Source organism: Nonomuraea sp. B12E4 (assembly GCF_039871825.1).
Lineage (GTDB): Bacteria > Actinomycetota > Actinomycetes > Streptosporangiales > Streptosporangiaceae > Nonomuraea.
This window is the reverse complement of record NZ_JBDPME010000016.1, coordinates 13,558-38,366: the sequence shown is the minus strand read 5'-3', so window position 1 is coordinate 38,366 and position 24,809 is coordinate 13,558. Positions and strand designations below refer to the sequence as shown.

Here is a 24,809-nt window from a genome sequence, read left to right as displayed (position 1 = left end):
GCCCTGGGGCGCGGCTGTGCGCACTTGACGGCGCGCTTCACCCGACGAGGCCCCCCGCTTCCGGCGGGGGGCCTTCGCGCTCGCAGGGTCCCTTCTTGAGGGCTGAACGACCGTCAGACGGGACGTAGGGCGCGTTCTGGACTCATGGAGCCCAGGAGCCGTTCCAAGGCCACCTCGACGTCCTCACGCCACGAGACGGCGGTCTTCAGTTCAAGCCGGAGCCGCGGGAATCGCAAATGCGGACGAACAGTCTTAAAACCAACAGATAGCAAGTATTCCGCTGGAACGACGCAACTAGGCTCTTCCCACTTGAGGTCGCCAAAAGCTTCAATTGCCTTTACGCCACGCCGTGTCAGGTCTTTGGCCACGCCCTGAATCAGCATCCGCCCCAGCCCGCCACCCGAGAACTCCGGAATGATGTGCGCCGTCATCAGCAGCACCGCGTCGGCGCTGACCGGAGACGTGGGGAAGGACACCGAGCGTGGACTGTAGAGGGGCGGGCTGTAGAGGACGAACCCCGCGGGCACCCCGTCAACGTAGGCAATTTTTCCGCAACTGCCCCACTCAAGCAGCGTGCCGGAGATCCAGGCTTCCTTCTCCAGCCCCGGGTCGCCCGACTTGATGGCGCGTTCGCCGCTGACAGGATCGAGCTCCCAGAACACGCACCGCCGACAGCGGTGCGGCAGATCTTCAAGATTGTCCAGGGTTATGTTGACCAGCCGGCGCGACAACTACCGCCCCTATCGTTGACCCGGAAAAGCGCGCGAAAACCGCGTCCACAGGTGGCATCGTAGCTCAGTGAAGATGGCCTCAGCGGACACCACGACGGTGGAGGTCGGTCACTAACGACATGTCCGGCTGGCGTAATCTGGTATTTCCGCCCGATATGACACCTAGGAGGTGGGCCGTGACGGAAGAGCGGGATCACGGTCAGACACCCGCGACCCAAGGGTCGCGCATCGACGCATACGTCGATCGGTACGCCGCGCGAGCTACCGGGATGGTCGCCTCCGAGATCCGAGCTCTTTTCGCCGTCGCGTCGAGGCCCGAGGTGGTCTCGCTCGCCGGCGGCATGCCGTACGTCACGGCGCTCCCCCTCGACATGGTCGGCGAGCTGGTCTCCGACCTGGTCACCAGGCGTGGCCCGGTCGCGCTGCAGTACGGTTCCGGCCAGGGCGACCCGCACCTGCGCGAGCAGATCTGCGAGGTCATGCGGCTGGAGGGGATTCACGCCGGGGCGAACGACGTCGTCGTCACCGTCGGCTCGCAACAGGCCCTCGATCTGGTCACCCGGATCTTCATCGACCCGGGCGACGTGGTGCTCGCCGAGGGCCCCTCGTACGTGGGAGCGCTAGGTACGTTCGCCGCCTACCAAGCCAAAGTGGTCCACATCGCCATGGACGATCAGGGCATCGTGCCCGAATCCCTGGCCCAGACCATCTACGCGCTGGAGACCGCCGGCGCGCCCATCAAGTTCCTCTACACGATCCCGAACTTCCAGAACCCCGCCGGCGTCACCTTGAACATCGCCCGCCGCCAGCAGGTGCTCGACATCTGCCAGCGGGCCGGGGTGCTCATCATCGAGGACAACCCGTACGGGCTGCTCGGCTTCGACGGCGACCCCATGCGGGCACTGCGGGCCGACAACCCCGACGGGGTGGTCTACCTGGGGTCGTTCTCCAAGACGCTCGCTCCCGGCTTCCGGGTCGGCTGGGCCCTGGCCCCGCACGCCATCCGCGACAAGCTCGTGCTCGCCATGGAGTCGGCGGTGCTGTCGCACTCCTCGTTCACGCAGCTCGCCGTGGGCCAGTACCTGGCCACGCAGCCGTGGGAGGAGCAGATCAAGTCGTTCAGGGAGCTCTACCGCGAGCGCCGCGACGCCCTCCTGGACGCCCTCGACTCCCTCATGCCGCCCGAGGTCACCTGGACCCGGCCCGGCGGCGGGTTCTTCGTGTGGGCGACCCTGCCCGACGGGCTCGACTCCAAGGCCATCCTGCCCAGGGCGGTGGCCGAGCGGGTGGCGTTCGTGCCGGGGACAGGGTTCTACTCCGACGGCAGCGGGGCGCGGCACATGCGCCTGTCGTACTGCTATCCCGAGCCGGATCGCATCCGCGAGGGGGTGCGACGGCTGGCCGGGGTGATCGAGCAGGAGATGCAGCTGCGGGACACGTTCGGGACGGGCTCGATACGCGACCACCAAGGGGTGGACACGCCGGGTCCTGACCTGAAATAGCGCCTTCACTCGGCGGGGCCGGCGTTCTCCTTCGGGACGCCGGCCCCGCTCGTTTTGCCGGTTGGGACACCGGGACGGCCCCCGCACGCACCTTCGGTCCCCGCGCCGGTACGGTTGGACAGCGTGCGATCAGCAGAGGAGATGTGATGAGCGATCTGGGCCACGTGCTCGTGCTGGCCGGGGGCCTCTCCTACGAGCGTGAGGTGTCCCTGCGCTCCGGTCGCCGAGTCAGCGAGGTGCTGCGCGCGGCGGGCATCGACGTGGAGGCCCGTGACACCGACGCCTCCCTCGTGCCCTCGATCCTCGCGGACCCCCCGGACGCGGTGTTCGTGACGCTGCACGGCGGTGCCGGTGAGGACGGGGCGATCCGTTCCGTGCTGGAGCTCCTCAACGTCCCTTATGTGGGGGCCGATCCGGACGCCTGCCGGGTGGCCTTCGACAAGCCCACGGCCAAGGCGGTCGTACGCTCGGTCGGGCTGCGCACGCCGGAGTCGGTCACACTGCCGAAGGAGACGTTCCACGACCTGGGCGCCACCGTGGTGCTGGGCCGCATCGTCGACCACCTGGGCCTCCCTCTGTTCGTCAAGCCCGCTCGGGGCGGGTCGGCGCTGGGGGCCTCGATCGTACGCACGGCTGAGGAGCTACCCGCCGCCATGGTCGGCTGCTTCGCCTACGGCGACACGGCGCTCATCGAGCGGTACGTGGAGGGCGTGGAGGTGGCGGTCTCGGTCGTCGACCTGGGCAACGGCCCGGTGGCGCTGCCTGCCGTGGAGATCGTCCCGGACGAGGGTGTCTACGACTACGCTGCGCGCTACACGGCCGGGCACACGGAGTTCTTCGCCCCCGCCCGCCTGTCCCCGGAGGCGGCCGCGGCCTGCGCGGAGACCGCCGTCACGGCCCACACCGCGCTGGGACTGCGCGACATCTCCCGTACCGACCTCATTGTCGATGACTCCGGCACGCCCTATTTCCTGGAGGTCAACGTGGCACCGGGGATGACGGAGACGTCCCTGCTGCCCATGTCGGCCGAGGCAGCCGGCCAGGACCTCGGCGACCTCTGCAGCACCCTCCTCCAGATCGCCGCCACCCGCTCCCGAGCCTCGTAACCCCTTACTCCTGGTGGGTGCGTACCACCGTCCCTGCGGGCCGGCGGCGGGAAGCCAGCCGTTTTGGGTCACGGTGCGATCCTCGGTCCCTTGGGGTCTCCGGCAGGCGTTCGCCGCACAGCACCGCCGCCGCCATCTCCCGCCCCCGCTGAGGCTTCGGCCCTACCGGCGGACGACGGGACCAAGGATGAAAGTCGTCCCCTCGTTCTCCGGCATCTTCAGCACCAGCCCTGTCTCAGCGAGGGCCTCGGCGATCTCCTCACGGTCGCCTACCCAGCCGAGGTGGAGCTCGCCGGCCAGATCGCCCCGGACGTCGAAGGCGGAGTCATGACTCTGGGTGTTCCAGAAGACGGCCATGGGCGACTCCACGTCCTCGGTTCGCCCGTACACGCGCTCCCAGCAGCCCGACGTGGTGGGCCAGAGAGCAGGCTCGGCAACGTACCCCTTCGCGGCCAGCCGTTCGAAAGCCCGCAGAATCCGGCACAGATCGGAGGGCTCAGCCGCGGCCAGCAAGGTCGCAGTGCCTTCGTCCGGATCGAGGAGTCCACGCTCCGCCGCCAGCAGCCGCTCCATCGCGGCATCGAAATCGAAGTCGTCCTCGTCCTCCGGTTCCTGCTCGGGAAGCCGGATCACGAGCCCCTCCCAGGCGAAGGCCGACTGAATATCCGACGTCATCGAACCCCTCCAGCGCACCTCAACGTCTTGGACCAGAGCCCCCTCCGCCGAGAACGCATCCGAGAAGCCCTCAGGCAGAGCCAGCAGTCCTGACTGACCGGTCGCGGACGCGAACTCCTTGCTGGTGACGTGCCGCCAGCCCTTCTCATCCAGCCGATCAAGGGCCCGGTGGAAGGCCTCGCTGTGCGACTGGGCAGGCGAATACGCCCTCTCCCGCCTGGCCACGTTCCGCCGGTGATGCGCGATCACCATCGCCCACCAGCAGTGCGGATGCCTGAACGCCTCAGGATCGAGCTCCTCAAGCTCAGCGGCGATCTCCGCGAGCCGGGCCCTGTCATCCGCGGGCCGCTCCGCCCAGGGCGAGCTCGTGTACGCACCCAACCGACGAACGAACTCGACGAAGGTCGCAAGCGTGGTGTTCACGACCTCGTACTCGGGCTTCTCGTCACCGTCCCCCAAGGCCAGGAGCACGACTAGTCCCCTGCTCACATCGAGGAAGTACAACAGATCACCGTCGGGCCCGGCTCCGCCGAGGATCAACGCTTGATCGTCCTCGTTCAACGGCTGGACGGAGAACAGCCCGGGCAACCCCTCGGAGATCTCCGTGCAGAAGTGCTCCCCCGCATCCCTGGGCAACCCGATCTCGGTGAGAAGCACGAAATCGTCCTTGGACAACCCAAGCTCCTTCCCCTTCTCGACCTCCAGGGTGACAACGCCCTCCTCCTCAACTGCCGCCATTGCGTCCCCTTCATCAGGTTGAGTTCTTCCGACTGAAAGAACCGTAGTGACCCGACCTCGCCGGCGTCCTTGGATCACCAACACTGATGATCATGCGCACTCCCATCGCGCCCGATCCGCCAGCCGACCCGGTGTGGGCAGCAGCGCGTGCCCAGCAGCCGGCACACGGCCGACCGGGACACCGTCGCATCATCGCTCGCGACAGCTCGGCCAATGGAGGGCCTCGCAAATCCCTCAACGCGGTGAAAGTAGCCTTACGTTGTGCTGAACGATTCGATGTACTCAAAGAGTTTTGCCAGCGACAACCACGCAGGCGTGCACCCGACCATTCTCGAAGCCATTGCCACGGCGAACCACGGAGACGCGCCCGCCTACGGGGACGACAGTTGGACCTCGACGTTCCAGGGCAAGGCCAAGGAAGTGTTCGGCGCGGGCGCGGAGGGCTTCCCGGTGCTCAACGGAGCCGGCGCCAACATGGTCGGCCTGGCCCTCATGCTCGGCCGTTTCGACGCCATCATCTGTGCCGAGAGCGCCCACATCGCCACCCATGAGGCCGGGGCGTCTGAACGCCTGCTCGGCGTGAAGCTCATGACGGTCCCCACCAATGATGGCAAACTCCGGCCGGACGACATCAAGGCGCGCCTGGGCGGGATCGGCAACCCGCACGAATCGCAGCCCACGGTCGTCTCCATCTCCCAGGCGACTGAGGTCGGCACGTGCTACTCCCCCGCCGAGATCGCCGCCCTCGCCGAGACGGCACACGCGGCGGGTCTGCGTCTGCACATGGACGGCGCGAGGCTGGCCAACGCGGCCGCTCATTTGGGCAGCGACCTGAAGGCCATCACGACGGACGCCGGAGTGGACGTCTTCAGCTTCGGCGGCACCAAGAACGGCGCGCTGGCGGCGGAGGCCGTCGTGGTCCTCGATTCCACGCTCAGCCGCGCCGTCCCCTTCCTTCGGCGCCAGTCACTTCAGCTCGCCTCGAAGATGCGCTTCATCTCCGCCCAACTCACCGCCCTGCTGACGGACGACCTCTGGCGGCAGAACGCGGACCACGCCAACCAGATGGCCACCCGCCTGGCCCACGGCCTGGAAGACATCCCCGGCGTCGCCCTGGCCTACCCCGTCCAGTCCAACGCCCTCTTCGCCGTGCTTCCCCAATCCGTCGCCGAGACCCTCCGGCAGCGCTACCTCTTCCACTACTGGGATGAGCCGGCGGGCGTCGTCCGCTGGATGACCGCCTTCGACACCACCGCGGAACACGTCGACGACTTCCTCGACGACCTCCGCAAGGCCGCCACCGCGTAGCTCCAGCGTTCCGCCGCCATGTAGGCCTACCTCCTCACCGTCGCGTAGGCCTACTCCTCTCGCTCCCACCATGCAGCACGCCACGCTCCCGCAGGCACCCCTGGTCTGTTTCACGTGAAACGACAGACCGGCACTCACGAGCGCCCAGGTTGCCCATGACTCCGCCGCGCCTGCGACCATGTAGCCCCACCGCCCCGCCGGAGGCAAAGCCCGCCTGTTTCACGTGAAACAGCGCACCGCGGCCCCATCCAACTCACCCGCCCCCAAGCGACCCTCTCTCACACCTCCCCTTCCCGTCGCCCAATTGCTTGCCGGCCATCCGCCGCACAACGCCGTGCCGCAAGAGACCGCGACCGCCGCCTGCCTACTTGGGGCAAGCGCGCTTCCCCAGGCGAACATCAGAAGCCCGTTCAACCTGGGCAACGACGCGCTGGACTAGCGACGAGGGCTCCCAGCGAGCCCCTCCCGCAAATGTTGAATAGACGCTCAGCCAATGGGCTCCGGTGGTGTCCCACCGGGTGGTGGATAAACGATCCCTTTTGTGCGCTGCTTAGCTTGGCGAACAGGCCTGAGCAGGCGAGGAACTACACCGCTATGCGGGACGTCACCCTGGACCATCCGTGAGGTTCGGGCTACACCCGCTGAGGTCGGCGTGTCACATCAGCGGGGCTGGTGCGGCGGCCTGGGGTCTAGATCCGCCGGCTGGCCGCCACCCCGTCGCCGGCCGTGCTGACGTCGCTCTGTTGCCGACAACGATCGCCGGTTCCCGTCCCCGACAGCCGTTGCCACTTCGCTGTTGCGGTCGGCCGTCGCCTCCTGTTGCTAGCCGTCCGCCCTTGCCCTGTTGCCGCCAGCTCTGGTTGTGAAGCTCTCTGGCGGCGGTCAGGGGAAGGTAGGCGGGTGTTTCACGTGAAACAGAAGGGCGGGGTCGTGAGGTCAGTCTTCGGCTTCTCGCATGGCACGGACGGCTTCTGGAGCCATGGTGCCGATGATTCGCTCCAGGTCGTCTATCGTGGCGAACTCCACCACGATCCGGCCCTTACGGTGCCCCAGGTCGACTTTGACCTTGGTTTCGAAATGGTCTGAGAGGCGGTCGGCGAGGTGGGTCAGGCCGGGGGCGGTGCGTCTGGCCGCTTGGCGTTCGCGAGGGGCTTTCTGGGCCGCCTTCGCGCTGCCCATGGCGACGATCTCTTCTACCGCGCGGACCGAGAGAAGCTCCGCCACGATTCGCTTGGCCAGTTGTATCTGCTCCTCGGCAGAGTCGAGACCGAGGAGGGCACGGGCGTGGCCGGCGCTGATGACTCCGGCGGCGACCGTACGCTGCACGTCAGGCGGGAGGTTAAGGAGACGCAGGGTGTTGGTGATGTGGGAGCGAGAGCGGCCGACCTTCTGCGCCAGTTGCTCATGGGTCGCTTGAAAATCGTCGAGGAGCTGCTGGTATGCGGCGGCCTCTTCAAGGGCGTTCAGCTGCTCGCGCTGAAGGTTCTCAATGAGGGCGTCCCTGAGGAGATCAGTGTCCTGCGTGTTGCGGACGATCGTGGGCACCGGATCCAGGCCCACCTGCTTACAGGCCCGCCAACGCCGCTCCCCCATGATCAACTCGTACCGGCCTCCGCCAACTGGCCGGACAACGATCGGTTGCAGCAAGCCGACCTCGCGGATGGACGCCGCCAACTCCTCCAGGCGCTCGTCATCGAACACCTCGCGCGGCTGGCGTGGGTTCGGGACGATCGCCTTCAGAGCGACCTCCTTGAAGTACGCTCCGGCGATCGGCTGCGGGCCCGAGTCTCCCGTTGAACCGTTCGCAGGAGCTGCCACCGCCCCCGTACCGTCAACGATGGGACCGGTCGGGATGAGCGCCCCGAGTCCCTTGCCCAATCCCCGCCGCTGCTGACTCACTGCGTCTCCTCATCCACCCGGTCGATTCCGGTCACTCCAGGAGAGGTTACCGTTGCGAGCCCGACCGAGTGCCCCCTCGCCACACACCGCCCTGTTTGATTTACACCGACACGGTCACAAACCTGCCCAACCCGTGACCCAGCCCCACTTGTGGCGCTCCACCCGCCGCCGGCAAGTCTCCCCGCACCGACTCCCCCGCTTCCTCGCTCTGGCAACACCACCCTTGGTCCCCGCCGACGCATGCCTCCAGTCCCCGGCGAGAACTCACCCAGGCGCGATTCTGGTCCCCGGCTGGGCTTTCCGAGGCACGCCTCCGATCCGTGGTCGGACCCACCGGCGCGCGATGGATGGGGCCTGGCCCTGTGCGTGGTTCGGGGCGAGCACCGCCGCTCCAACTGTGGGCCGATGATCAGCGACTGCTGGCGGGAGATGGGTGTCGGTGCTCCGAGTTGCGGCGCGCTGGTGTGGGCATGGCGTTGTGCTGCCAGTGGATCCGTCTGTAGACGCCGACAGTGAAGATCCTCAAGATCCCGCTCGAAGCGCGCCGCCGGGCGAGGGCATGACGATTCGCCTTCGGTGGATCCGCCGCTGTTATGTCTGCTGTCGGTGGATCCGGCTGAGTATCGGCGGCGTGGCTCGGAGATGTGCCGTGGATGTTGGTTGGTCGGGAAGCCGTGCCGTCCCTCAGAAGCCCCTCCCCTGACTTGGGGTTGGGGGCCTGGCTATCGGTCATGCCGCAGCGGCCGCCTGGTGTCGCGGACCGCACAGGTGTGGGCTGCGCCGACGACGCGGCCGCCCCGCGGATGGCGATGACGGCCTCGGCGACCAGCGACAGGTCGTCGTCCTCCCTGCCCCGGGGTGAGTCGTCAAGCCACCTTGGCGCGGTGGGCTATCTCACGGGCCGCGTCCATGTACGCCATGGCGCCGCTCGACCCCGGATCGTACGTCATCACCGACTGCCCATAACTGGGCGCCTCCGACAGTCGCACACTCCGCGGGATGACCGTGTTGAGCACCGTGTCCCCGAAGTGGGCCCGGACCTCGTCCGCCACCTGTGAGGCCAGCCGCGTACGGCCGTCATACATCGTCAGGACGATCGTCGACAGGTTCAGCGTCGGGTTGAGGTGGGCCTTGATCAGATCCACGTTCCGGAGCAGCTGGCCGAGACCCTCCAGGGCGTAGTACTCGCACTGGATGGGGATCATGACCTCTTCAGCGGCCACCAGGGCGTTCACCGTCAGCAGACCAAGGGACGGCGGGCAGTCGATCACAATGTAGTCCAGCTCGATCGACTCGAACGCCGCCAGCGCCCGTCGCAAACGGGCCTCCCTGGCCACCAGCGAGACGAGCTCGATCTCCGCGCCCGCCAGGTCGATGGTGGCCGGGGCGCAGTAGAGGTTCGGCATGTCGGGGACCTGCTTGACGATGTCGGCCATCGGCAGGTCGTCCACAAGGACTTGATAAACATCCGGGACGTCACCGCGATGCTCAGTGGACAAGGCTGTGGAGGCATTGCCCTGCGGGTCCAAGTCCACCACGAGGACACGCTGGCCGTGCATGGACAGCGCGGCAGCGATATTCACCGATGTGGTGGTCTTGCCCACGCCACCCTTCTGGTTCGCCACCGCGATCACCCTCGTCTTGGGCGGACGCGGCCAACTGCCGTCCCCGTCACCGGGGCTCTGGGCGGCCGTCTGGGTTGCAGATGTTTCACGTGAAACCACTGAGCTGAGCGCCTCTCGTACCAACGGCGAATCACCGGGGTTCAGGGGGGTCTGGGTCACAATGGCCATCCTTTCAACCAGTGGTGGGCCGGTGCCGGGAATTCGCTGTCGCGACACGCCCATTTCGGGCCAGCCAACCCCGGTTGGACTCTCGGATGGATGGCTTTCCGGCCAGCCAAGACCGCTTGACACGACTGGCACAGCCGTCACCTCCTTCGTCGCCGCCTTGCTCGCTCCGGCGCGCGACCCGCTACCACCCGAACCAATGTTGCAGGCGGCTCGACCTTACCGTGCCCGACGGTCACAAGCTCGGCCGTTCGTGCTCCGCTGGACCGCAATTGAGCCTGTGCCTCAGCGAGCTCTCCGGCTGCGCGCTCCCCCTTCATGGCGATCAGCTCGCCACCCTCCCGGAGCAACGGCATCGCCCACGTCAGGAGCCGGTCGAGCGGCGCCACCGCGCGGGCGCAGGCGACGTCGAACTCGCGCTCCCCCACCAACTCCTCCGCCCGGCCCCGCACCACCTCGACGTTGTCGAGCTTCAGCGCCGCGACGCACTCCTCCAGGAACACGGTACGGCGCAGCAGCGGCTCCAGGAGCGTGACCGTGACATCCTGCCGGACGATCGCCAGCACGATCCCGGGTAGCCCGGCGCCGGACCCGATGTCCACCAGGCGTACGTCCGGCGGCACCGCCTCAGCGACGACCGCGCAGTTGAGCAGGTGGCGATCCCAGATCCGGGGCACCTCCCGCGGACCCAGCAGCCCTCGGACGACGCCGGGGCCGGCCAGCAGCTCGGCGAACGCGTTCGCGCGATCCCAGGCCGGTCCGACGAAAACGTCCCGCGCTATGGCCGGCGGCTCCGGAAGCTCATCGCTCACTGAATGGTGGACCTTTCTGGGGGCTGGTGGCTCATGATCGGCGGCGCCTCACACCGATCGGCGGGGAACGGACGGTGGCGGCGCGGTGCCGGGTGGTGCGGTGATGATCGTGATGGCGGTCAAGGTGGCTGGACAGTGCTTCTGGTGGTGGTGGTCTGGGCTGCTGATCGTGGGCTCCTGCCGGCTCATGGTCCGGCTACGGCGCTACGGAAATGTTCCCCACCCAAGGCTAGAGGTGAGATCACAAGGGAAGACTAGCGGGCTGGACTGAAGGGGACCTTCGAGCGCGCCGTCCTGCGAGCCGGCCGGGTCCCCAATCCCGGGCCTGGCCGATCACCTTCCCATGAGGGTGGTCGGTGGCCCCGTTTTCGGAGCCCAACCATCGCCTCCGGCGCCAGCGGCAATCCTGCCTTGGCAACCCGGCCGGTCGCCCGCTCGACGTGATGAGTCGATCGCCACCCGGAGTCGGTGGGCCCGCCGTGAGGTGGCTTGCCGGTCTGGGGTGGGTTGCGGCCGGGAGTGGTACGGGAGCGTAGGCGAAGGGCATGTGGGACTTTGGGCGTGTATAAGGGCGAAGCAGCAGACGTACGGGGATAAATGACTGTAAAAGTGGAAACGGCCGTCCACCGCGCGCACAAGCGGGCAGACGGCCGTACCGGACGGCGGGACACGCCTCAGGCAGGCAGGACCACCACGTACCGCTGGGGCTCCTCGCCCTCGGACTCGCTGCGGAGCCCGGCGGCCGCCACGGCGTCGTGGACGATCTTGCGCTCGAACGGCGTCATCGGGTGCAGCGACTTCGGCTCGCCCTGCTCCTTGACCTGGTTGGCGATCTCGGTGCTGAGCTTGGTCAGCTCGGCCCGGCGGCGCTCGCGGTAGCCCGCCACGTCGAGCATGAGCCTGGACCGCTCACCCGTCTGCCGGTGCACGGCCAGCCGGGTGAGCTCCTGCAGCGCCTCCAGGACCTCTCCCCCGGGCCCCACCAGCTCCGTGCCCTTGAGCCCCACGACGGAGACCATGGCGCGGTCGCCTTCGACGTCCATGTCGATGTCACCGTCGATGTCGGCGATGTCGAGAAGGCCCTCGACGTAGTCGGCAGCGATCTCGCCTTCCTGCTCTAGCGCGTTGAGATCAGGAGCCTTCTCCTGCTCGGCCTCGGTCATGGCCGGCCTCTCCTTCATGTTCAAGACTTCTTGCTGCCGGTGCGCTTGCTGCGGGACTGGCGGCTTGGCTGCTGCCTGATGATCTTAGGCTCCGGCGGGGGCGGAGGCGCCTGCTCTTCCGGGGTGGCCTTGCGGAGTTTCGCGAACAGGCCAGGCTTGGGCTGGATGGGGATCACGTTGCCCTTGGCGTCATATTGCGGCATGGGATGCCGGCTGTAGAACCAGTGCTGCTGCCCGAGGGTCCACAGGTTGGTGGTGACCCAGTACATGATCAGACCCAGCGGGAAGTTGAGGCTGAAGAAGGCGAACAGCGGCGAGATGTACATCAGGATCTTCTGCTGCTGCGCCATGGGGTTGTCCGGCATCTGGGCCATGGAGCGGGTGACGCTCTGCCGGACGGTGAGGAACGTGGTGGCCGAGCTGATCGCCACGAAGATGCCCAGCACGATCTTGGTCTGTACGACCGTGGCGTCGAAGCCGTGGATCTGCGCCTCGGACATCCAGAAGTTCGCGGGCAGCGGGGCGCCGAAGATGTGCGCCTTCCGGGCGCTGTCGACCAGTGCCTGTGTCATGCCGTACTTCGCGTGGCCGTCGGCCATGTTGTGCAGCACGGTGAACATGGAGATGAAGATCGGGAACTGGGCGACCACGGGGAGGCAGCCGCCGAGGGGGTTGGCGCCGGCTCCCTGGTAGAGCGCCATGACCTCCTGGTTCATGCGCTGCTTGTCATTCTTGTAACGCTTACGCAGCTCCTGAACCTTGGGGGCGAGCTCCTGCATCTTCCTCGACGAGCGCATCTGCTTGAGGAAGAGCGGGAAGATCAGGATCCGCATGAACACGGTCAGCGTGATGATCGTCAACGCCCAGGTCAGCCCGCTGTCCGGGTTGAGGACCGTGCTGTATCCAGTATGGATCCAGATGATGACATGGGCTACGGCTTCGTACAGCCAGCTCAGCCAGGACAGCTCCACCGAGCTATCTCCCTTGCGTTTCGTGGGACCGGACCGGGCGTGGGGGCACCGGGTCTATACCTCCGGGATGGAATGGGTGGCACCGCCCGATGCGCCGGACAGTCAGCCATGTGCCGCGCAATGCTCCATGTACGGCAATCGCCTCGAGTCCATAGGCACTGCACGACGGGTAGAAACGGCAGCGCGGACCGAGCATCGGGCTGATGAAGGCCCGGTAGAACCGGATCGGGATGATCAGCGCCTGAGCGGCGAGGCTCGGCTTCACCCCTTGCGGCTGCTCCGTCATCTTTGTCCACCCGTCGAGGACTCACGCCGCCTGAGCAAACGATCCAACGCGGAATCGAGCTCGGCGGCCAGGTGCTCGAATCGCGCGGACGCGGCCGGTGGATTGGCGCGTACCACCAGCAGGCTACCTCGCGGCAGCCGGTCAAGACGGTCCCGCATCAGGTGTCGGAGCCGTCGCTTGACCTTGTTTCGGGTCACGGCGCCACCGACGGCCTTACTCACCACGAAACCCACCAGGGGTGGGTCTTCCCCCGAAATGGCGAAATGCACCACCAAGGACGGTCGACCAGCGCGCTTGCCGCGTCTGACCGCCGCTTCGAATTCCTCCCCGCGCCGCATGCGGGAATGACGGGACAGCACTGTATACGCCTATCGCCCGCCGGTGACTTGCACCGGCGGGCCTGCGATCGGGCGCGGGACGGTCAGGCCGACAGCTTCTCGCGGCCCTTGCGGCGACGAGAGGCGAGGATGGCGCGACCGGCCCGGGTGCGCATCCGCAGCCGGAAGCCGTGGGTCTTCGCGCGGCGACGGTTGTTCGGCTGGAAAGTACGCTTGCTCACGGGTGGGCTCCAGGCTTGATGATGCGCCCCGGGCGGGCGCCTGACACACATGGATGGCCTGCCATGTAAGCGAGGGCATGCGAAATAGCCGTCGCGTGACAAGCCGACCGTCGTACGTTACGGGCCAGACCCGCCTCAGGTCAAACCAGGCCGGTTATCCACTAATCCACAGGGGAGTTTTCCACGCTCCGGCGGGCGTCCACAGTATGTGCACCCGAGTGCCACTACGCTGTGGACAACGTCTTGAACACGGCTGTGCACATGGATACTGTCGGCCCTTCGGACCCGCCCAAACGCTGTGCACAACCTGTGGACTTCCTGTGGAGGGCCTGGGCACGAAGCTCGGCCGGCGCGTTGTGGACGAAGGGCTCGCCAGTCGGGTCGGGCGGCCGCGCCATGTGGACAAACGATCGCGGGGGGCCGCGACAGGGAGGAGGGGGAACCGCATCATGAACGGTGTCGACCTCGGCACGGTATGGGCGAGGGCCCTGAGCAACTTCCTCGATGAGAACGTGCCCATCCAGCAGCGCACCTGGCTCTCCATGGTGCGCCCGATCGCGCTGGCCAACGACACGATCGTGCTCGGCGTCCCCAACGACTTCGTCAAAGACCTCATCGAGGGCAACAAGCTGCGCCCGCTCGTGGCGCACGCTCTGTCACAGGAGCTCGGCCGGACCATGCGGGTCGCCGTGATGATCGACACAACGGCTCCCGAACAGCCTGAGATCGAGATTCATCAACAGTCTGTGACTCAGAGTTATCCCCAAGGTGTGGAGAGCCGGCCGCGTTACCCACAGCTCCCGCCATCGCAGCACAACCCGGCCTCCGAGCCGCCACAGTTCTATTCTCCACAGGCGGAGCTGCCGCAGATATCCACCGAATATCCACAGCCGGGGTTCGCTTTTGAACAGGCGCAGTCGTACACACCGCCTGTGGAGAAAGCGCCGGAACCGGCGCCGAATCGGTGGGAGGCAAAGAGCAACAAGCCCAGCGAACCCGCCCGGCTCAACCAGAAATACACATTCGAGACATTCGTCATCGGAGCCAGCAACCGGTTCGCCCACGCGGCGGCCGTGGCGGTGGCCGAGTCGCCGGCGAAGGCGTACAACCCGCTGTTCATCTACGGCGACTCGGGGCTGGGGAAGACCCACCTGCTGCACGCGATCGGGCATTACGCCCAGAGCCTGTACGACGGCGCGCGGGTCAGGTACGTGAGCTCGGAGGAGTTCACCAACGACTTCATCAACAGCATCCGCGACCACAAGGCCGACGGGTTCCGCGGCCGCTACCGGGCGATCGACATCCTGCTGGTGGACGACATCCAGTTCCTGGAGGGCAAGGAGCAGACGCAGGAGGAGTTCTTCCACACCTTCAACACGCTGCACAACGCCAACAAGCAGATCGTCATCTCCAGCGACCGCGCGCCCAAGCAACTGATCACGCTGGAGGACCGGCTGCGCAACCGGTTCGAGTGGGGGCTGATCACCGACGTCCAGCCGCCCGAGCTGGAGACCCGGATCGCGATCCTGCGCAAGAAGGCCATCCAGGAGGGCCTGGCCGCGCCGCCCGAGGTGCTCGAATACATCGCCAGCCGCATCTCCACCAACATCCGCGAGCTGGAGGGCGCCCTGATCAGGGTCACCGCCTTCGCCAGCCTCAACCGGCAGGGCGTTGACCTGCAGCTCGCCGAGGTGGTGCTGAAGGACCTGATCACCACGGAGTCCGACTCCGAGATCACCATCGCGGCGATCATGAGCGAGACCGCCAACTACTTCGGCATCAGCCTCGAGGACCTGTGCGGCACCTCGCGCAGCCGGGCGCTCGTGAACGCCCGCCAGATCGCCATGTACCTCACACGCGAACTGACCGAGCTGTCGCTGCCGAAGATCGGCCAGCAGTTCGGCGGCCGCGACCACACCACCGTCATGCACGCCGAGCGCAAGATCCGGTCGCTCATCGCCGAGCGCAAGTCGATGTACAACCAGGTCAACGAGCTGACAATACGGATCAAGCAGACTCAGCGTGGATCTTGATAGTCGTACACAGCCTGTGGAAAACGTTGTGGACCAGCGGAAACGTCGGATGGGCGCGGCCGTACGTACGGCAATGGCCGGAAAAATCCACCCACAAGGGCTGGGGACAACACTGGGGACATCAGGCCCAGATCTGGGGACGACTCGTGGATAACGTGTGGACGGCGTGTGCACAGTCGATCTGGGGCTCCAGAAGGGGCCTCTTTACCCCGTGGATAACCTGTGGAAACCCCGTGGATAACCCGTGGATGAACACACCATGATCTGGGGAAGAGCTGTGCACGAAGATTCGCCATCCCCAGGCGGCCGAGTTCTCCCCAGGCGCCGCCCACACCCTCGGTGGATGAAAATCTGGCTACTGACCAGCCATAACGCTGGTTGTCCACAGTCTCCACAGCCCCTAGTGTGATGACCTCTTATCTCTCTAACAAAGAAACTCAAGACCCATAGAGGGGTTCCCGCGAATCCGAGGTGCGGGAGAGTGAACACTTGAATCAACGACGAACCCAGGAGGCTGATCACCGTGATGTTCCGAATCGAGCGAGACGTCCTCGCTGAGGCGGTGGCATGGACGGCACGCAGCCTCCCGGCGCGCCCGTCGGTGCCCGTTCTCGCCGGCATGCGGCTGGAGGTCACGGAAGAGCAGCAGCTCAAGCTCTCCGGATTCGACTACGAGGTCTCCGCCGAGGTGACGCTTGAGGTCCACACCGGCGAGCCGGGCGTCGTCCTCGTCTCGGGCAAGCTGCTCGCCGAGATCACCCGCGCCCTTCCCGCACAGCCTGTGGACTTCGTGGTGGACGGCGCCAAGGCGGTCGTCACGTGCGGCAGCGCCCGGTTCACCCTGCTGACCATGCCCGTGGAGGACTACCCGTCCCTGCCGGCCATGCCGCCGGCCGCGGGCCGGGTGGGCAGCGACGTGTTCGCCTCCGCCGTCGGCCAGGTCGCCGTCGCCGCGGGCCGGGACGACACGCTGCCGATGCTCACCGGCGTACGGATGGAGATCGAGGGCGACACCGTCACCCTCGCCGCGACCGACCGCTACCGGCTCGCCGTGCGGGAGCTGAAGTGGCAGCCGGGGCAGCCCGACTTCGCGGCCATCGCGATGATCCCCGGCAAGACGCTCGCCGACACCGCCAAGGCGCTCGGCACGACCGGCGCCGAGGTCGAGGTCGCGCTCAGCTCCGCGGGCGGCACCGGAGAGGGCATGATCGGCTTCTCCAGCGCGGGCCGGCGTACCACGACGCGGCTGCTCGACCCCGAGTTCCCCAAATACCGCTCACTGCTGCCCACGGAGTTCTCCGCGCGCGCCGACCTGTCCACAGGCCCGTTCGTCGAGGCGGTCAAGCGTGTGGCACTGGTCGCCGAGCGCAACACGCCCGTACGGCTGGCGTTCAAGAGCGGCGAGGTCGTGCTCGAGGCGGGCAGCGGCGACGAGGCGCAGGCCGTCGAGGCGCTGCCGGTGGACTACGAGGGCGAGGAGATGAACATCGCCTTCAACCACCAGTTCCTGCTGGAGGGGCTGGGCGCCATCGACAGCGACGTGGCGCGGTTGCAGATGACCACGTCCACGAAGCCCGCTATCCTCACGGGTGGCAAGCCTGTGGATGACGGGGCCGTGACGGACTACCGCTACTTGATCATGCCCATCCGCCTGTCAGGCTGAACCTGCCATCGGAGATGATGGAAGCCTGACAAGGGGGTAGTGGGACACCATGCAGATCGGCATGATCGGACTCGGCAAGATGGGCGGCAACATGGCCGAGCGGCTCCGCCGCGGCGGCCACGAGGTCGTCGGCTACGACCGCGATCCGGCGGTCAGCGACGTGAGCGGCCTCAAGGAGCTGGTCGAACGCCTGGAGAAGCCACGGGCGGTCTGGGTCATGGTTCCCGCGGGTAAGCCCACGCAGTCGACCATCGACGACCTCGGCGAGTTGCTCGACGCGGGCGACATCGTGGTCGACGGCGGTAATTCACACTATGTGGATGACCAGAAGCACGCCGGGGAGCTGGCGGAGAAGGGCATCGGCTTCGTCGACTGCGGCGTGAGCGGCGGAGTGTGGGGCCTGCAGAACGGCTACGCGCTCATGTGCGGCGGCGACCAGGCCCACGTGGATCGGCTGATGCCGATCTTCGACACCCTCAAGCCCGAGGGCACGGACGGTTTCGTCCACGCGGGCGACGTCGGCGCCGGCCACTTCGCGAAGATGGTCCACAACGGCATCGAATACGGCATGATGCAGGCGTTCGCCGAGGGCTGGGAGCTGCTCGAGGCCTCCGACGTCGTCAAGGACGTCAAGGGCTCGTTCAGCAGCTGGCGCCACGGCACGGTGATCCGTTCGTGGCTGCTCGACCTGATGGTGCGGGCGCTCGACGACGACGAGCACCTGGAGCAGCTCCGCGGCTACGCGCAGGACTCCGGCGAGGGCCGGTGGACGGTGCAGGCCGCCGTGGACCACGCGGTCCCGCTGCCGGTCATCACCGCCGCACTCTTCGCCAGGTTCGCCTCCCGGCAGGAGGACTCCCCCGCGATGAAGGTGGTCGCGGCGCTGCGCAACCAGTTCGGCGGCCACGCGATCTCCTCGGCGGAGGGCAGCACCGGCAAGGGCGCCGACGCGCCGGGAGCGGACGTCTCGCCGCCTCCCGGGATCCCGCGCTAGCCGTTCCGGATATCGGTTTTCCACAGGAACGCATGCCGGTGACCCCAGTGACCCGTGTGGCGCACTAACCTCGTGGGGTGCATGTCGCCCACCTGTCGCTGACCGACTTCCGGTCCTACGCGTCCGTGGAGTTCGGCCTGGAGCCGGGTGTCACGGCGTTCGTGGGGCCCAACGGCCAGGGCAAGACCAACCTGGTCGAGGCCCTCGGCTACGTCGCGACGCACTCCAGCCACCGGGTGGCCAGCGACGCGCCACTCGTGCGACGGGGCGCCACCCGGGCGATCGTGCGCTGCGTCGTCCACCGCGACGACCGGCGGGCGCTGATCGAGCTGGAGATCAACCCGGGCCGGGCCAACCGCGCCCGGCTCAACCGCTCCCCCGTGTCCAGGCCGCGCGAGGTCGTGGGCCTGCTGCGCACGGTGCTGTTCGCCCCCGAGGACCTGTCACTGGCCAAGGGCGATCCGTCGGAGCGCCGCCGCTTCCTCGACGACCTCCTGGTGGCCAGGGCGCCCAGGTTCGCCGGCGTGCGCGCCGACTACGACCGGGTGCTCAAGCAGCGCGGCGCCCTGCTGCGCACCGCCGCACAGGCCCGCAGAGGCGCCAGGAGCGCCAGACGGGCCGAGCGCGACAACGGGTTCGCCGCGGCGGGCGCGGGCGACGTGCTGAGCACCCTGGAGGTGTGGGACGCCCACCTCGCCCGGCACGGCGCGGAGTTGCTGCGGGCCCGGCTGGAGCTGATCGAGGCGCTGCGCCCGCTGGTCGCCGGAGCCTATGCCGCGCTGGCCCCGTCGAGCGCCGCCGCGACGCTGGCCTACCGCAGCACGTTGTCCACAGGTGGGGATGCCGACGAGGGGCTCCCGGAGCACGAAGCCGCCGGTGAGCGGGGATCTTTCGATACACAGACGTTATCCACAGACTTGGGGAAAACCCTTGAAGAACGTCTCCGGGAGCGGCTATTGGAGGTCCGCTCGGCGGAGCTGGAGCGCGGCGTCACACTCGTCGGCCCACACCGCGACGACCTGATCCTCGGCCTCGGCGACCTGCCCGCCCGGGGCTATGCCAGCCACGGGGAGTCCTGGTCGTTCGCGCTGGCGCTCCGGCTGGCCGCCTACGACCTGTTGCGGGCCGACGGCGGCGACCCCGTGCTGATCCTGGACGACGTGTTCGCCGAGCTCGACAGCCAGCGCAGGCGCCGGCTCGCCGAGATCGTCGCCCCGGCCGAGCAGGTGCTCATCACCGCCGCCGTGCCGGACGACGTGCCGGGAGAGCTGACCGGAGCCAGGTTCGACGTCGCAGAGGGGAGCGTGACCCGTGTCCGTTGACGACAACCCCACGGCCAGGGGCGCCGCCATGGCCAGGGAGAAGCTGGCCCAGGCCAAGGCCGACGCGGCCAAACGCGGTCAGCTCCCCCGGCGTGAGCCCAGGCGCAAGGCGGGCGGGGCGCGCAGGGAGAGCGGCGATCCCCAGCTTTTCGGTCGGGCGATCGCCGACCTGCTGGCCGACCGGGGCTGGGAGCGTTCGGCGGCCGTGGGGGCGGTGTTCGGCCGCTGGATCGACATCGTGGGTCCTGACCTGGCCGCACACACCAAGCCCGAGTCCTTCGAGGACGGCGAGGTGCTGGTCCTGGCCGATTCGACCGCCTGGGCGACGCAGGTGCGGCTGCTCGCGCGCACCCTCGTACGCAGGCTCAACGAGGAGCTCGGCACCGGCACCGTGACGAAGGTCAAGGTCAGAGGACCGCAGAATGCTCCGAGGCCCGCCGGGGGGTTGCGGGTGACCGGAAGCCGGGGCCCCGGCGACACCTACGGTTAGGCGCCAAGAGCGATCAGATTGCCGCAGACGCGCGGAGCCCCCTTTCCGGAGGGGGGATGCTTGCCAGGGGGCAAAACGAGCTAGAGGGCATCACAGGCGCGTTCATTGCCACCTTCGGGCTCCAGACCCGGTAAGATGGAGAAGGATTCCGGACACGTCCGCTTGCGTGTCACCCCGGCAGCAAGCCGACTCCCCTGGGTGACCGCGCATCGGGGCACTCACGACGGTGACGGGCACGGTAGGGGCAGCAATGCAGTTTGGTCGCCTCCCCCGCCGCGTGTCCGCGGCAGGAGGATTTCGCAGTTGTCCTACGACGCTAGCTCAATCACCGTACTCGAGGGGCTTGAGGCGGTTCGCAAGCGCCCGGGTATGTATATCGGCTCCACCGGAGAGCGGGGCCTGCATCACCTCGTCACCGAGATCGTGGACAATGCGGTGGACGAGGCCCTGGCCGGGTTCGCCACCAGGATCGACATCACGCTCTTGGCCGACAACGGCGTCCGCGTGATCGACGACGGCCGCGGCATCCCCACCGGCATTCATCCGGTGGAGAAGCGCTCCGCCGTCGAGGTCGTGCTGACCACGCTGCACGCGGGCGGCAAGTTCGACAGCCAGTCCTACGCGGTCTCCGGCGGCCTGCACGGCGTCGGCTCGGCCGTCGTCAACGCGCTGTCCACCGCCCTGGACGTCGAGGTCAAGCAGAACGGCCACTACTGGCGCCAGCGCTACGAGATGTCCAAGCCGCTGGCCCCGCTGGCCAAGGGCGAGGCGACCGACGAGACCGGCACGACCATCACGTTCTGGCCGGACGCCGAGGTCTTCGAGACCACGACCTGGAACTACGAGATGCTCTCGCGGCGCTTCCAGGAGATGGCCTTCCTTAACAAGGGCCTGACGATCACGCTCACCGACGAGCGCCCCGACCACATCAACGGCGAGCCGCACGCCGTCACCTACTTCTACGAGGGCGGCCTGGCCGACTTCGTGCACCACCTCAACGCCAAGAAGGAGCCGGCCCACGCGTCGATCATCTCCTTCGACGAGGAGGGCGACGGCATCGCGGTCGAGATCGCGATGCAGTGGAACAACTCCTACTCCGAGTCCGTCTACACCTTCGCCAACACGATCAACACCGCGGAGGGCGGCACTCACGAGGAGGGCTTCCGCGCGGCGCTGACGACGATCGTCAACCGCTACGCGCGCGAGCAGAAGTTCCTCAAGGAGGGCAAGGACGACAACCTCTCAGGTGAGGACGTCCGCGAGGGCCTGACCGCGATCATCTCGGTCAAGCTGTCCGACCCGCAGTTCGAGGGCCAGACCAAGACCAAGCTCGGCAACACCGAGGCGAAGTCGTTCGTCCAGAAGGCCTGCAACGACCACCTGCGTGACTGGTTCGAGCGCAACCCCGGCGAGGCCAAGGACATCATCAACAAGTCCCTGCAGGCCTCGCGCGCCCGCATCGCGGCCCGCCAGGCCCGCGACCTGACCAGGCGCAAGTCACTGCTCGAGTCGGGCAGCGGGCTGCCGGGCAAGCTGGCCGACTGCCAGTGGAACGACCCGGAGAGATGCGAGCTGTTCATCGTCGAGGGCGACTCGGCCGGTGGCTCGGCCAAGGGCGGCCGCGACTCGCGCTTCCAGGCCATCCTGCCCATCCGCGGCAAGATCCTCAACGTGGAGAAGGCGCGGATCGACAAGGTCCTGAAGAACAACGAGGTCCAGGCGCTGATCACCGCCCTGGGCACCGGGGTGCACGACGAGTTCGACATCTCCAAGCTGCGCTACCACAAGGTCATCCTCATGGCCGACGCCGACGTCGACGGCCAGCACATCAACACGCTGCTGCTGACGCTGCTGTTCAGGTTCATGAGGCCGCTGATCGAGGCCGGCCACGTCTACCTGTCGTGCCCGCCGCTCTACAAGATCAAGTGGGACCGCAAGGGCGAGGACGCCTCCTACGCCTACTCCGACACCGAGCGGGACGCGGTCATCGCCGACGGCATCGCCAACGGCAAGCCCGACCCGCGGCCCCGTGACAACGTACAACGGTTCAAGGGTCTGGGCGAGATGAACGCCGCGCAGCTCTGGGACACCACGATGAACCCGGAGACCCGGCTGCTGCGCCAGGTCACGCTCGACGACGCGGCGCAGGCCGACGACCTGTTCAGCGTGCTCATGGGCGAGGACGTGGAGGCCAGGCGAGACTTCATCATCCGCAATGCGCGCGACGTCCGTTTCCTCGACGTTTAGCCAGAAGAAGGATCATCACCTGTGACGGACGTGAACACCACTCCCCCGGCTGACCGCATCGAGCCGGTGGACATCCAGTCCGAAATGCAGCGCAGTTACATGGACTACGCGATGTCCGTCATCGTGTCCAGGGCGCTGCCGGACGTGCGCGACGGCCTCAAGCCGGTGCACCGGCGGGTGCTCTACGCGATGTACGACGGTGGCTACCGCCCCGACCGCGGCTACTTCAAGTGCGCCCGCGTCGTCGGCGACGTGATGGGCAGCTACCATCCGCACGGCGACACCTCGATCTACGACGCGCTGGTGCGCCTGGCGCAGCCGTGGTCGTTGCGATATCCGCTGGTCGACGGGCAGGGCAACTTCGGCTCGCCCGGCAACGACCCGGCGGCGGCTATGCGCTACACCGAGTGCAAGCTCGCGCCCATCGCCATGGAGATGCTGCGGGACATCGACAAGGAGACCGTCGACTTCCGCCCCAACTACGACGGCAAGTCGCAGGAGCCGGACGTCCTGCCGGCGCGCTTCCCGCAGTTGCTGGTCAACGGCTCGGGCGGCATCGCGGTCGGCATGGCCACCAACATCCCGCCGCACAACCTGCGCGAGGTGGCCGCCGCGGTCAAGTGGGCGCTGGAAAACCCCGAGGCCAGCGACGAGGAGCTGCTCGAAGCGTCGATCAAGCTGGTCAAGGGGCCGGACTTCCCGACCAGCGCGCTGATCGTGGGCCGCCGGGGCATCGAGGACGCCTACCGGACCGGGCGCGGCTCGATCACCATGCGGGCCGTGGTCGAGGTGGAGGAGGACAAGGGGCGGCAGGCGCTGGTCGTCACCGAGCTGCCGTACCAGGTCAATCCCGACAACCTTGCGCTGAAGATCGCCGAGCTGGTGCGGGAGGGCAAGCTCACCGGCATCGCCGACGTACGCGACGAGAGCTCCTCGCGGGTCGGGCAGCGCCTGGTGATCGTCCTCAAGCGGGACGCGGTCGCCAAGGTGGTGCTCAACAACCTCTACAAACACACCCAGCTCCAGGACACCTTCGGCGCCAACATGCTGGCGCTGGTCGACGGTGTGCCGCGTACGCTGCGGCTCGACCAGTTCATCCGGCACTACGTCGCGCACCAGATCGAGGTCATCGTCCGCCGGACGCGCTACCTGCTGCGCAAGGCCGAGGAGCGGGCCCACATCCTGCGCGGCCTGCTGAAGGCCCTGGAGCGGCTCGACGAGGTCATCGCGTTGATCCGGGCCTCGGAGTCCGCGGCGCACGCCCAGCAGGGCCTCATGGGGCTGCTGGAGATCGACGAGGTGCAGGCCCAGGCCATCCTCGACATGCAGCTGCGCAAGCTGGCCGCCCTGGAGCGCCAGGCGATCCAGGACGAGTACGACTCGCTGATGACGCAGATCGCCGAGTACAACGCGATCCTGGCCAGCGAGACCCGGCAGCGGGAGATCATCAACGAGGAACTGGCCGAGATCGTCGGCCGCTACGGCGACGACCGCAAGACCGAGATCGTCGCCTACGACGGCGACATGTCGATCGAGGACCTGATCGCCGAGGACGAGATCGTCGTCACGATCACCCGGGGCGGCTACGCCAAGCGCACCAGGACCGACCTCTACCGGGCGCAGAAGCGCGGTGGCAAGGGCGTACGCGGTGCGCAGTTGCGCCAGGACGACATCGTCGACCACTTCTTCGTCACGACGACGCACCATTGGCTGCTGTTCTTCACGAACAAGGGCCGGGTCTACCGGGTGAAGGCGTACGAGCTGCCGGACGCCGGTCGTGACGCCCGCGGCATGCATCTCGCGAACCTTCTCGCCATGCAGCCCGACGAAACAGTCATGGAAGTCCTCGATCTGCGCGACTACAACGTCGCGCCCTATCTCGTCCTGGCCACCCGCAGCGGGCTGGTCAAGAAGACGCGCCTGTCCGAGTACGACTCCCCCAGATCCGGCGGTCTGATCGCGATCAACCTGCGGGAGGACGACGAGGTCATCGGTGCCCGACTGGTCTCCGAGGATGACGATCTGCTGCTCGTCTCCAAGGGAGCCCAGTCGATTCGCTTCACCGCTTCGGACGAGGCGCTTCGTCCCATGGGACGGGCGACCAGCGGTGTTATCGGTATGAGGTTCCTCGAAGGTGACGAACTTCTTGCCATGAATCGGATCGCGGACGGTCAAGACGTGCTTATCGCCACTAAGGCTGGGTACGCAAAACGGACGCCAGTGGAGCAGTATCCAGTTCAAGGACGTGGCGGTAGGGGTGTGCTGACTGCGAAAATCGTAAGTTCTCGTGGGAAGCTGGTCGGAGCGGTCATGGTCAACCCCGAGGATGAGGTCTTCGCGATCACGTCCGCCGGAGGGGTGATCCGGACGAGTGCCGGTGAGATCAAGCAGTCCGGCCGCCAGACCATGGGAGTGCGATTGATGAATCTCGCTGAAGGCGACAGCGTGGTGGCCCTCGCCCGAAATGCGGAGTCGATGGAGGCTTCGGTGGAGACTGAGGAAGACGGGGGAGGAGAGTAG

At 67.3% G+C, this 24,809-nt stretch carries 20 protein-coding genes; 10 read left to right on the top strand and 10 right to left on the bottom strand.

Annotated features, from left to right (window positions below; genetic code table 11):
• Nucleotides 1–113: 113 nt before the first annotated feature.
• On the bottom strand, nucleotides 114–731 hold the full coding sequence (locus tag ABGB18_RS30450) for a GNAT family N-acetyltransferase (protein ID WP_347699065.1): 618 nt from the start codon (nucleotides 729–731) through the stop codon (nucleotides 114–116).
• 269 nt (nucleotides 732–1,000) lie between these two features.
• Here ABGB18_RS30450 and ABGB18_RS30445 point away from each other — a divergent pair, with 269 nt between their 5' ends.
• Together ABGB18_RS30445 and ABGB18_RS30440 are read left to right on the top strand one after the other, a co-directional pair.
• The gene (locus ABGB18_RS30445; RefSeq protein WP_347699222.1) at nucleotides 1,001–2,233 is read left to right on the top strand and encodes a PLP-dependent aminotransferase family protein; all 1,233 of its coding nucleotides are present in this window, start codon (nucleotides 1,001–1,003) and stop codon (nucleotides 2,231–2,233) included.
• 146 nt (nucleotides 2,234–2,379) lie between these two features.
• Nucleotides 2,380–3,339: a D-alanine--D-alanine ligase gene (locus tag ABGB18_RS30440; RefSeq protein WP_347699064.1), complete on the top strand. Its 960-nt coding sequence runs from the start codon at nucleotides 2,380–2,382 to the stop codon at nucleotides 3,337–3,339.
• 162 nt (nucleotides 3,340–3,501) lie between these two features.
• Here the strand turns inward: ABGB18_RS30440 and ABGB18_RS30435 are convergent, their stop codons facing one another.
• Nucleotides 3,502–4,752, bottom strand: a complete 1,251-nt coding sequence (locus tag ABGB18_RS30435; RefSeq protein ID WP_347699063.1) for an SUKH-4 family immunity protein — start codon at nucleotides 4,750–4,752, stop codon at nucleotides 3,502–3,504.
• 276 nt (nucleotides 4,753–5,028) lie between these two features.
• Between ABGB18_RS30435 and ABGB18_RS30430 the strand changes: the two genes are divergently transcribed.
• The gene (locus tag ABGB18_RS30430) at nucleotides 5,029–6,060 is read left to right on the top strand and encodes a beta-eliminating lyase-related protein (RefSeq protein ID WP_347699221.1); all 1,032 of its coding nucleotides are present in this window, start codon (nucleotides 5,029–5,031) and stop codon (nucleotides 6,058–6,060) included.
• 936 nt (nucleotides 6,061–6,996) lie between these two features.
• Here ABGB18_RS30430 and ABGB18_RS30425 read toward each other — a convergent pair.
• The 8 genes from ABGB18_RS30425 to rpmH all read right to left on the bottom strand — a co-directional run bounded on the left by ABGB18_RS30425 (nucleotide 6,997) and on the right by rpmH (nucleotide 13,540).
• Nucleotides 6,997–7,959: a ParB/RepB/Spo0J family partition protein gene (locus ABGB18_RS30425; protein WP_347699062.1), complete on the bottom strand. Its 963-nt coding sequence runs from the start codon at nucleotides 7,957–7,959 to the stop codon at nucleotides 6,997–6,999.
• An 866-nt stretch (nucleotides 7,960–8,825) separates the two neighbouring features.
• The gene (locus ABGB18_RS30420) at nucleotides 8,826–9,752 is read right to left on the bottom strand and encodes a ParA family protein (RefSeq protein WP_347699220.1); all 927 of its coding nucleotides are present in this window, start codon (nucleotides 9,750–9,752) and stop codon (nucleotides 8,826–8,828) included.
• 137 nt (nucleotides 9,753–9,889) lie between these two features.
• A complete protein-coding gene (gene rsmG / locus ABGB18_RS30415) occupies nucleotides 9,890–10,561 on the bottom strand; it encodes a 16S rRNA (guanine(527)-N(7))-methyltransferase RsmG (RefSeq protein ID WP_347699061.1) in 672 nt (223 codons plus the stop codon).
• A 674-nt stretch (nucleotides 10,562–11,235) separates the two neighbouring features.
• Complete coding sequence (locus ABGB18_RS30410; RefSeq protein WP_347699219.1) at nucleotides 11,236–11,724, bottom strand: R3H domain-containing nucleic acid-binding protein; 489 nt, start codon at nucleotides 11,722–11,724, stop codon at nucleotides 11,236–11,238.
• A gap of 20 nt (nucleotides 11,725–11,744) precedes the next feature.
• The gene (gene yidC / locus ABGB18_RS30405; RefSeq protein WP_347699060.1) at nucleotides 11,745–12,695 is read right to left on the bottom strand and encodes a membrane protein insertase YidC; all 951 of its coding nucleotides are present in this window, start codon (nucleotides 12,693–12,695) and stop codon (nucleotides 11,745–11,747) included.
• 4 nt (nucleotides 12,696–12,699) lie between these two features.
• Complete coding sequence (gene yidD, locus ABGB18_RS30400; protein WP_347699059.1) at nucleotides 12,700–12,981, bottom strand: membrane protein insertion efficiency factor YidD; 282 nt, start codon at nucleotides 12,979–12,981, stop codon at nucleotides 12,700–12,702.
• A complete protein-coding gene (gene rnpA / locus ABGB18_RS30395) occupies nucleotides 12,978–13,340 on the bottom strand; it encodes a ribonuclease P protein component (protein WP_347699058.1) in 363 nt (120 codons plus the stop codon). The genes yidD and rnpA overlap by 4 nt, the downstream gene beginning before the upstream one ends.
• 62 nt (nucleotides 13,341–13,402) lie before the next feature.
• Nucleotides 13,403–13,540 (bottom strand): 50S ribosomal protein L34, encoded by a 138-nt coding sequence (gene rpmH, locus ABGB18_RS30390; RefSeq protein WP_020547366.1) that lies wholly within the window; start codon nucleotides 13,538–13,540, stop codon nucleotides 13,403–13,405.
• Between the two features lie 446 nt (nucleotides 13,541–13,986).
• Here rpmH and dnaA point away from each other — a divergent pair, with 446 nt between their 5' ends.
• The 7 genes from dnaA to gyrA all read left to right on the top strand — a co-directional run bounded on the left by dnaA (nucleotide 13,987) and on the right by gyrA (nucleotide 24,809).
• Nucleotides 13,987–15,573 carry a chromosomal replication initiator protein DnaA gene (dnaA, locus tag ABGB18_RS30385; RefSeq protein WP_347699218.1) on the top strand — a complete coding sequence of 529 codons (1,587 nt, stop codon included), beginning with the start codon at nucleotides 13,987–13,989 and terminating at the stop codon, nucleotides 15,571–15,573.
• A 523-nt stretch (nucleotides 15,574–16,096) separates the two neighbouring features.
• The gene (gene dnaN, locus ABGB18_RS30380) at nucleotides 16,097–17,236 is read left to right on the top strand and encodes a DNA polymerase III subunit beta (protein ID WP_347699057.1); all 1,140 of its coding nucleotides are present in this window, start codon (nucleotides 16,097–16,099) and stop codon (nucleotides 17,234–17,236) included.
• A 49-nt stretch (nucleotides 17,237–17,285) separates the two neighbouring features.
• Nucleotides 17,286–18,230: a phosphogluconate dehydrogenase (NAD(+)-dependent, decarboxylating) gene (gnd, locus tag ABGB18_RS30375; protein ID WP_347699056.1), complete on the top strand. Its 945-nt coding sequence runs from the start codon at nucleotides 17,286–17,288 to the stop codon at nucleotides 18,228–18,230.
• A 77-nt stretch (nucleotides 18,231–18,307) separates the two neighbouring features.
• Nucleotides 18,308–19,552, top strand: a complete 1,245-nt coding sequence (gene recF / locus ABGB18_RS30370) for a DNA replication/repair protein RecF (RefSeq protein ID WP_347699055.1) — start codon at nucleotides 18,308–18,310, stop codon at nucleotides 19,550–19,552.
• Nucleotides 19,542–20,042 carry a DciA family protein gene (locus tag ABGB18_RS30365; RefSeq protein ID WP_347699054.1) on the top strand — a complete coding sequence of 167 codons (501 nt, stop codon included), beginning with the start codon at nucleotides 19,542–19,544 and terminating at the stop codon, nucleotides 20,040–20,042. The genes recF and ABGB18_RS30365 overlap by 11 nt, the downstream gene beginning before the upstream one ends.
• Before the next feature lie 303 nt (nucleotides 20,043–20,345).
• The gene (gene gyrB, locus ABGB18_RS30360) at nucleotides 20,346–22,289 is read left to right on the top strand and encodes a DNA topoisomerase (ATP-hydrolyzing) subunit B (protein ID WP_347699053.1); all 1,944 of its coding nucleotides are present in this window, start codon (nucleotides 20,346–20,348) and stop codon (nucleotides 22,287–22,289) included.
• Between the two features lie 21 nt (nucleotides 22,290–22,310).
• Nucleotides 22,311–24,809 (top strand): DNA gyrase subunit A, encoded by a 2,499-nt coding sequence (gene gyrA / locus ABGB18_RS30355; RefSeq protein ID WP_347699052.1) that lies wholly within the window; start codon nucleotides 22,311–22,313, stop codon nucleotides 24,807–24,809.

Excerpts from the sequence above, each read along its gene's own strand:
- ABGB18_RS30445 (WP_347699222.1), top strand. The coding sequence starts at position 1,001 with ATGGTCGCCTCCGAGATCCGAGCTCTTTTCGCCGTCGCGTCGAGGCCC.
- ABGB18_RS30440 (WP_347699064.1), top strand. The coding sequence starts at position 2,380 with ATGAGCGATCTGGGCCACGTGCTCGTGCTGGCCGGGGGCCTCTCCTAC.
- ABGB18_RS30435 (WP_347699063.1), bottom strand. The coding sequence starts at position 4,752 with ATGGCGGCAGTTGAGGAGGAGGGCGTTGTCACCCTGGAGGTCGAGAAG.
- ABGB18_RS30430 (WP_347699221.1), top strand. The coding sequence starts at position 5,029 with ATGTACTCAAAGAGTTTTGCCAGCGACAACCACGCAGGCGTGCACCCG.
- ABGB18_RS30420 (WP_347699220.1), bottom strand. The coding sequence starts at position 9,752 with ATGGCCATTGTGACCCAGACCCCCCTGAACCCCGGTGATTCGCCGTTG.
- ABGB18_RS30410 (WP_347699219.1), bottom strand. The coding sequence starts at position 11,724 with ATGACCGAGGCCGAGCAGGAGAAGGCTCCTGATCTCAACGCGCTAGAG.
- yidD (WP_347699059.1), bottom strand. The coding sequence starts at position 12,981 with ATGACGGAGCAGCCGCAAGGGGTGAAGCCGAGCCTCGCCGCTCAGGCG.
- gnd (WP_347699056.1), top strand. The coding sequence starts at position 17,286 with ATGCAGATCGGCATGATCGGACTCGGCAAGATGGGCGGCAACATGGCC.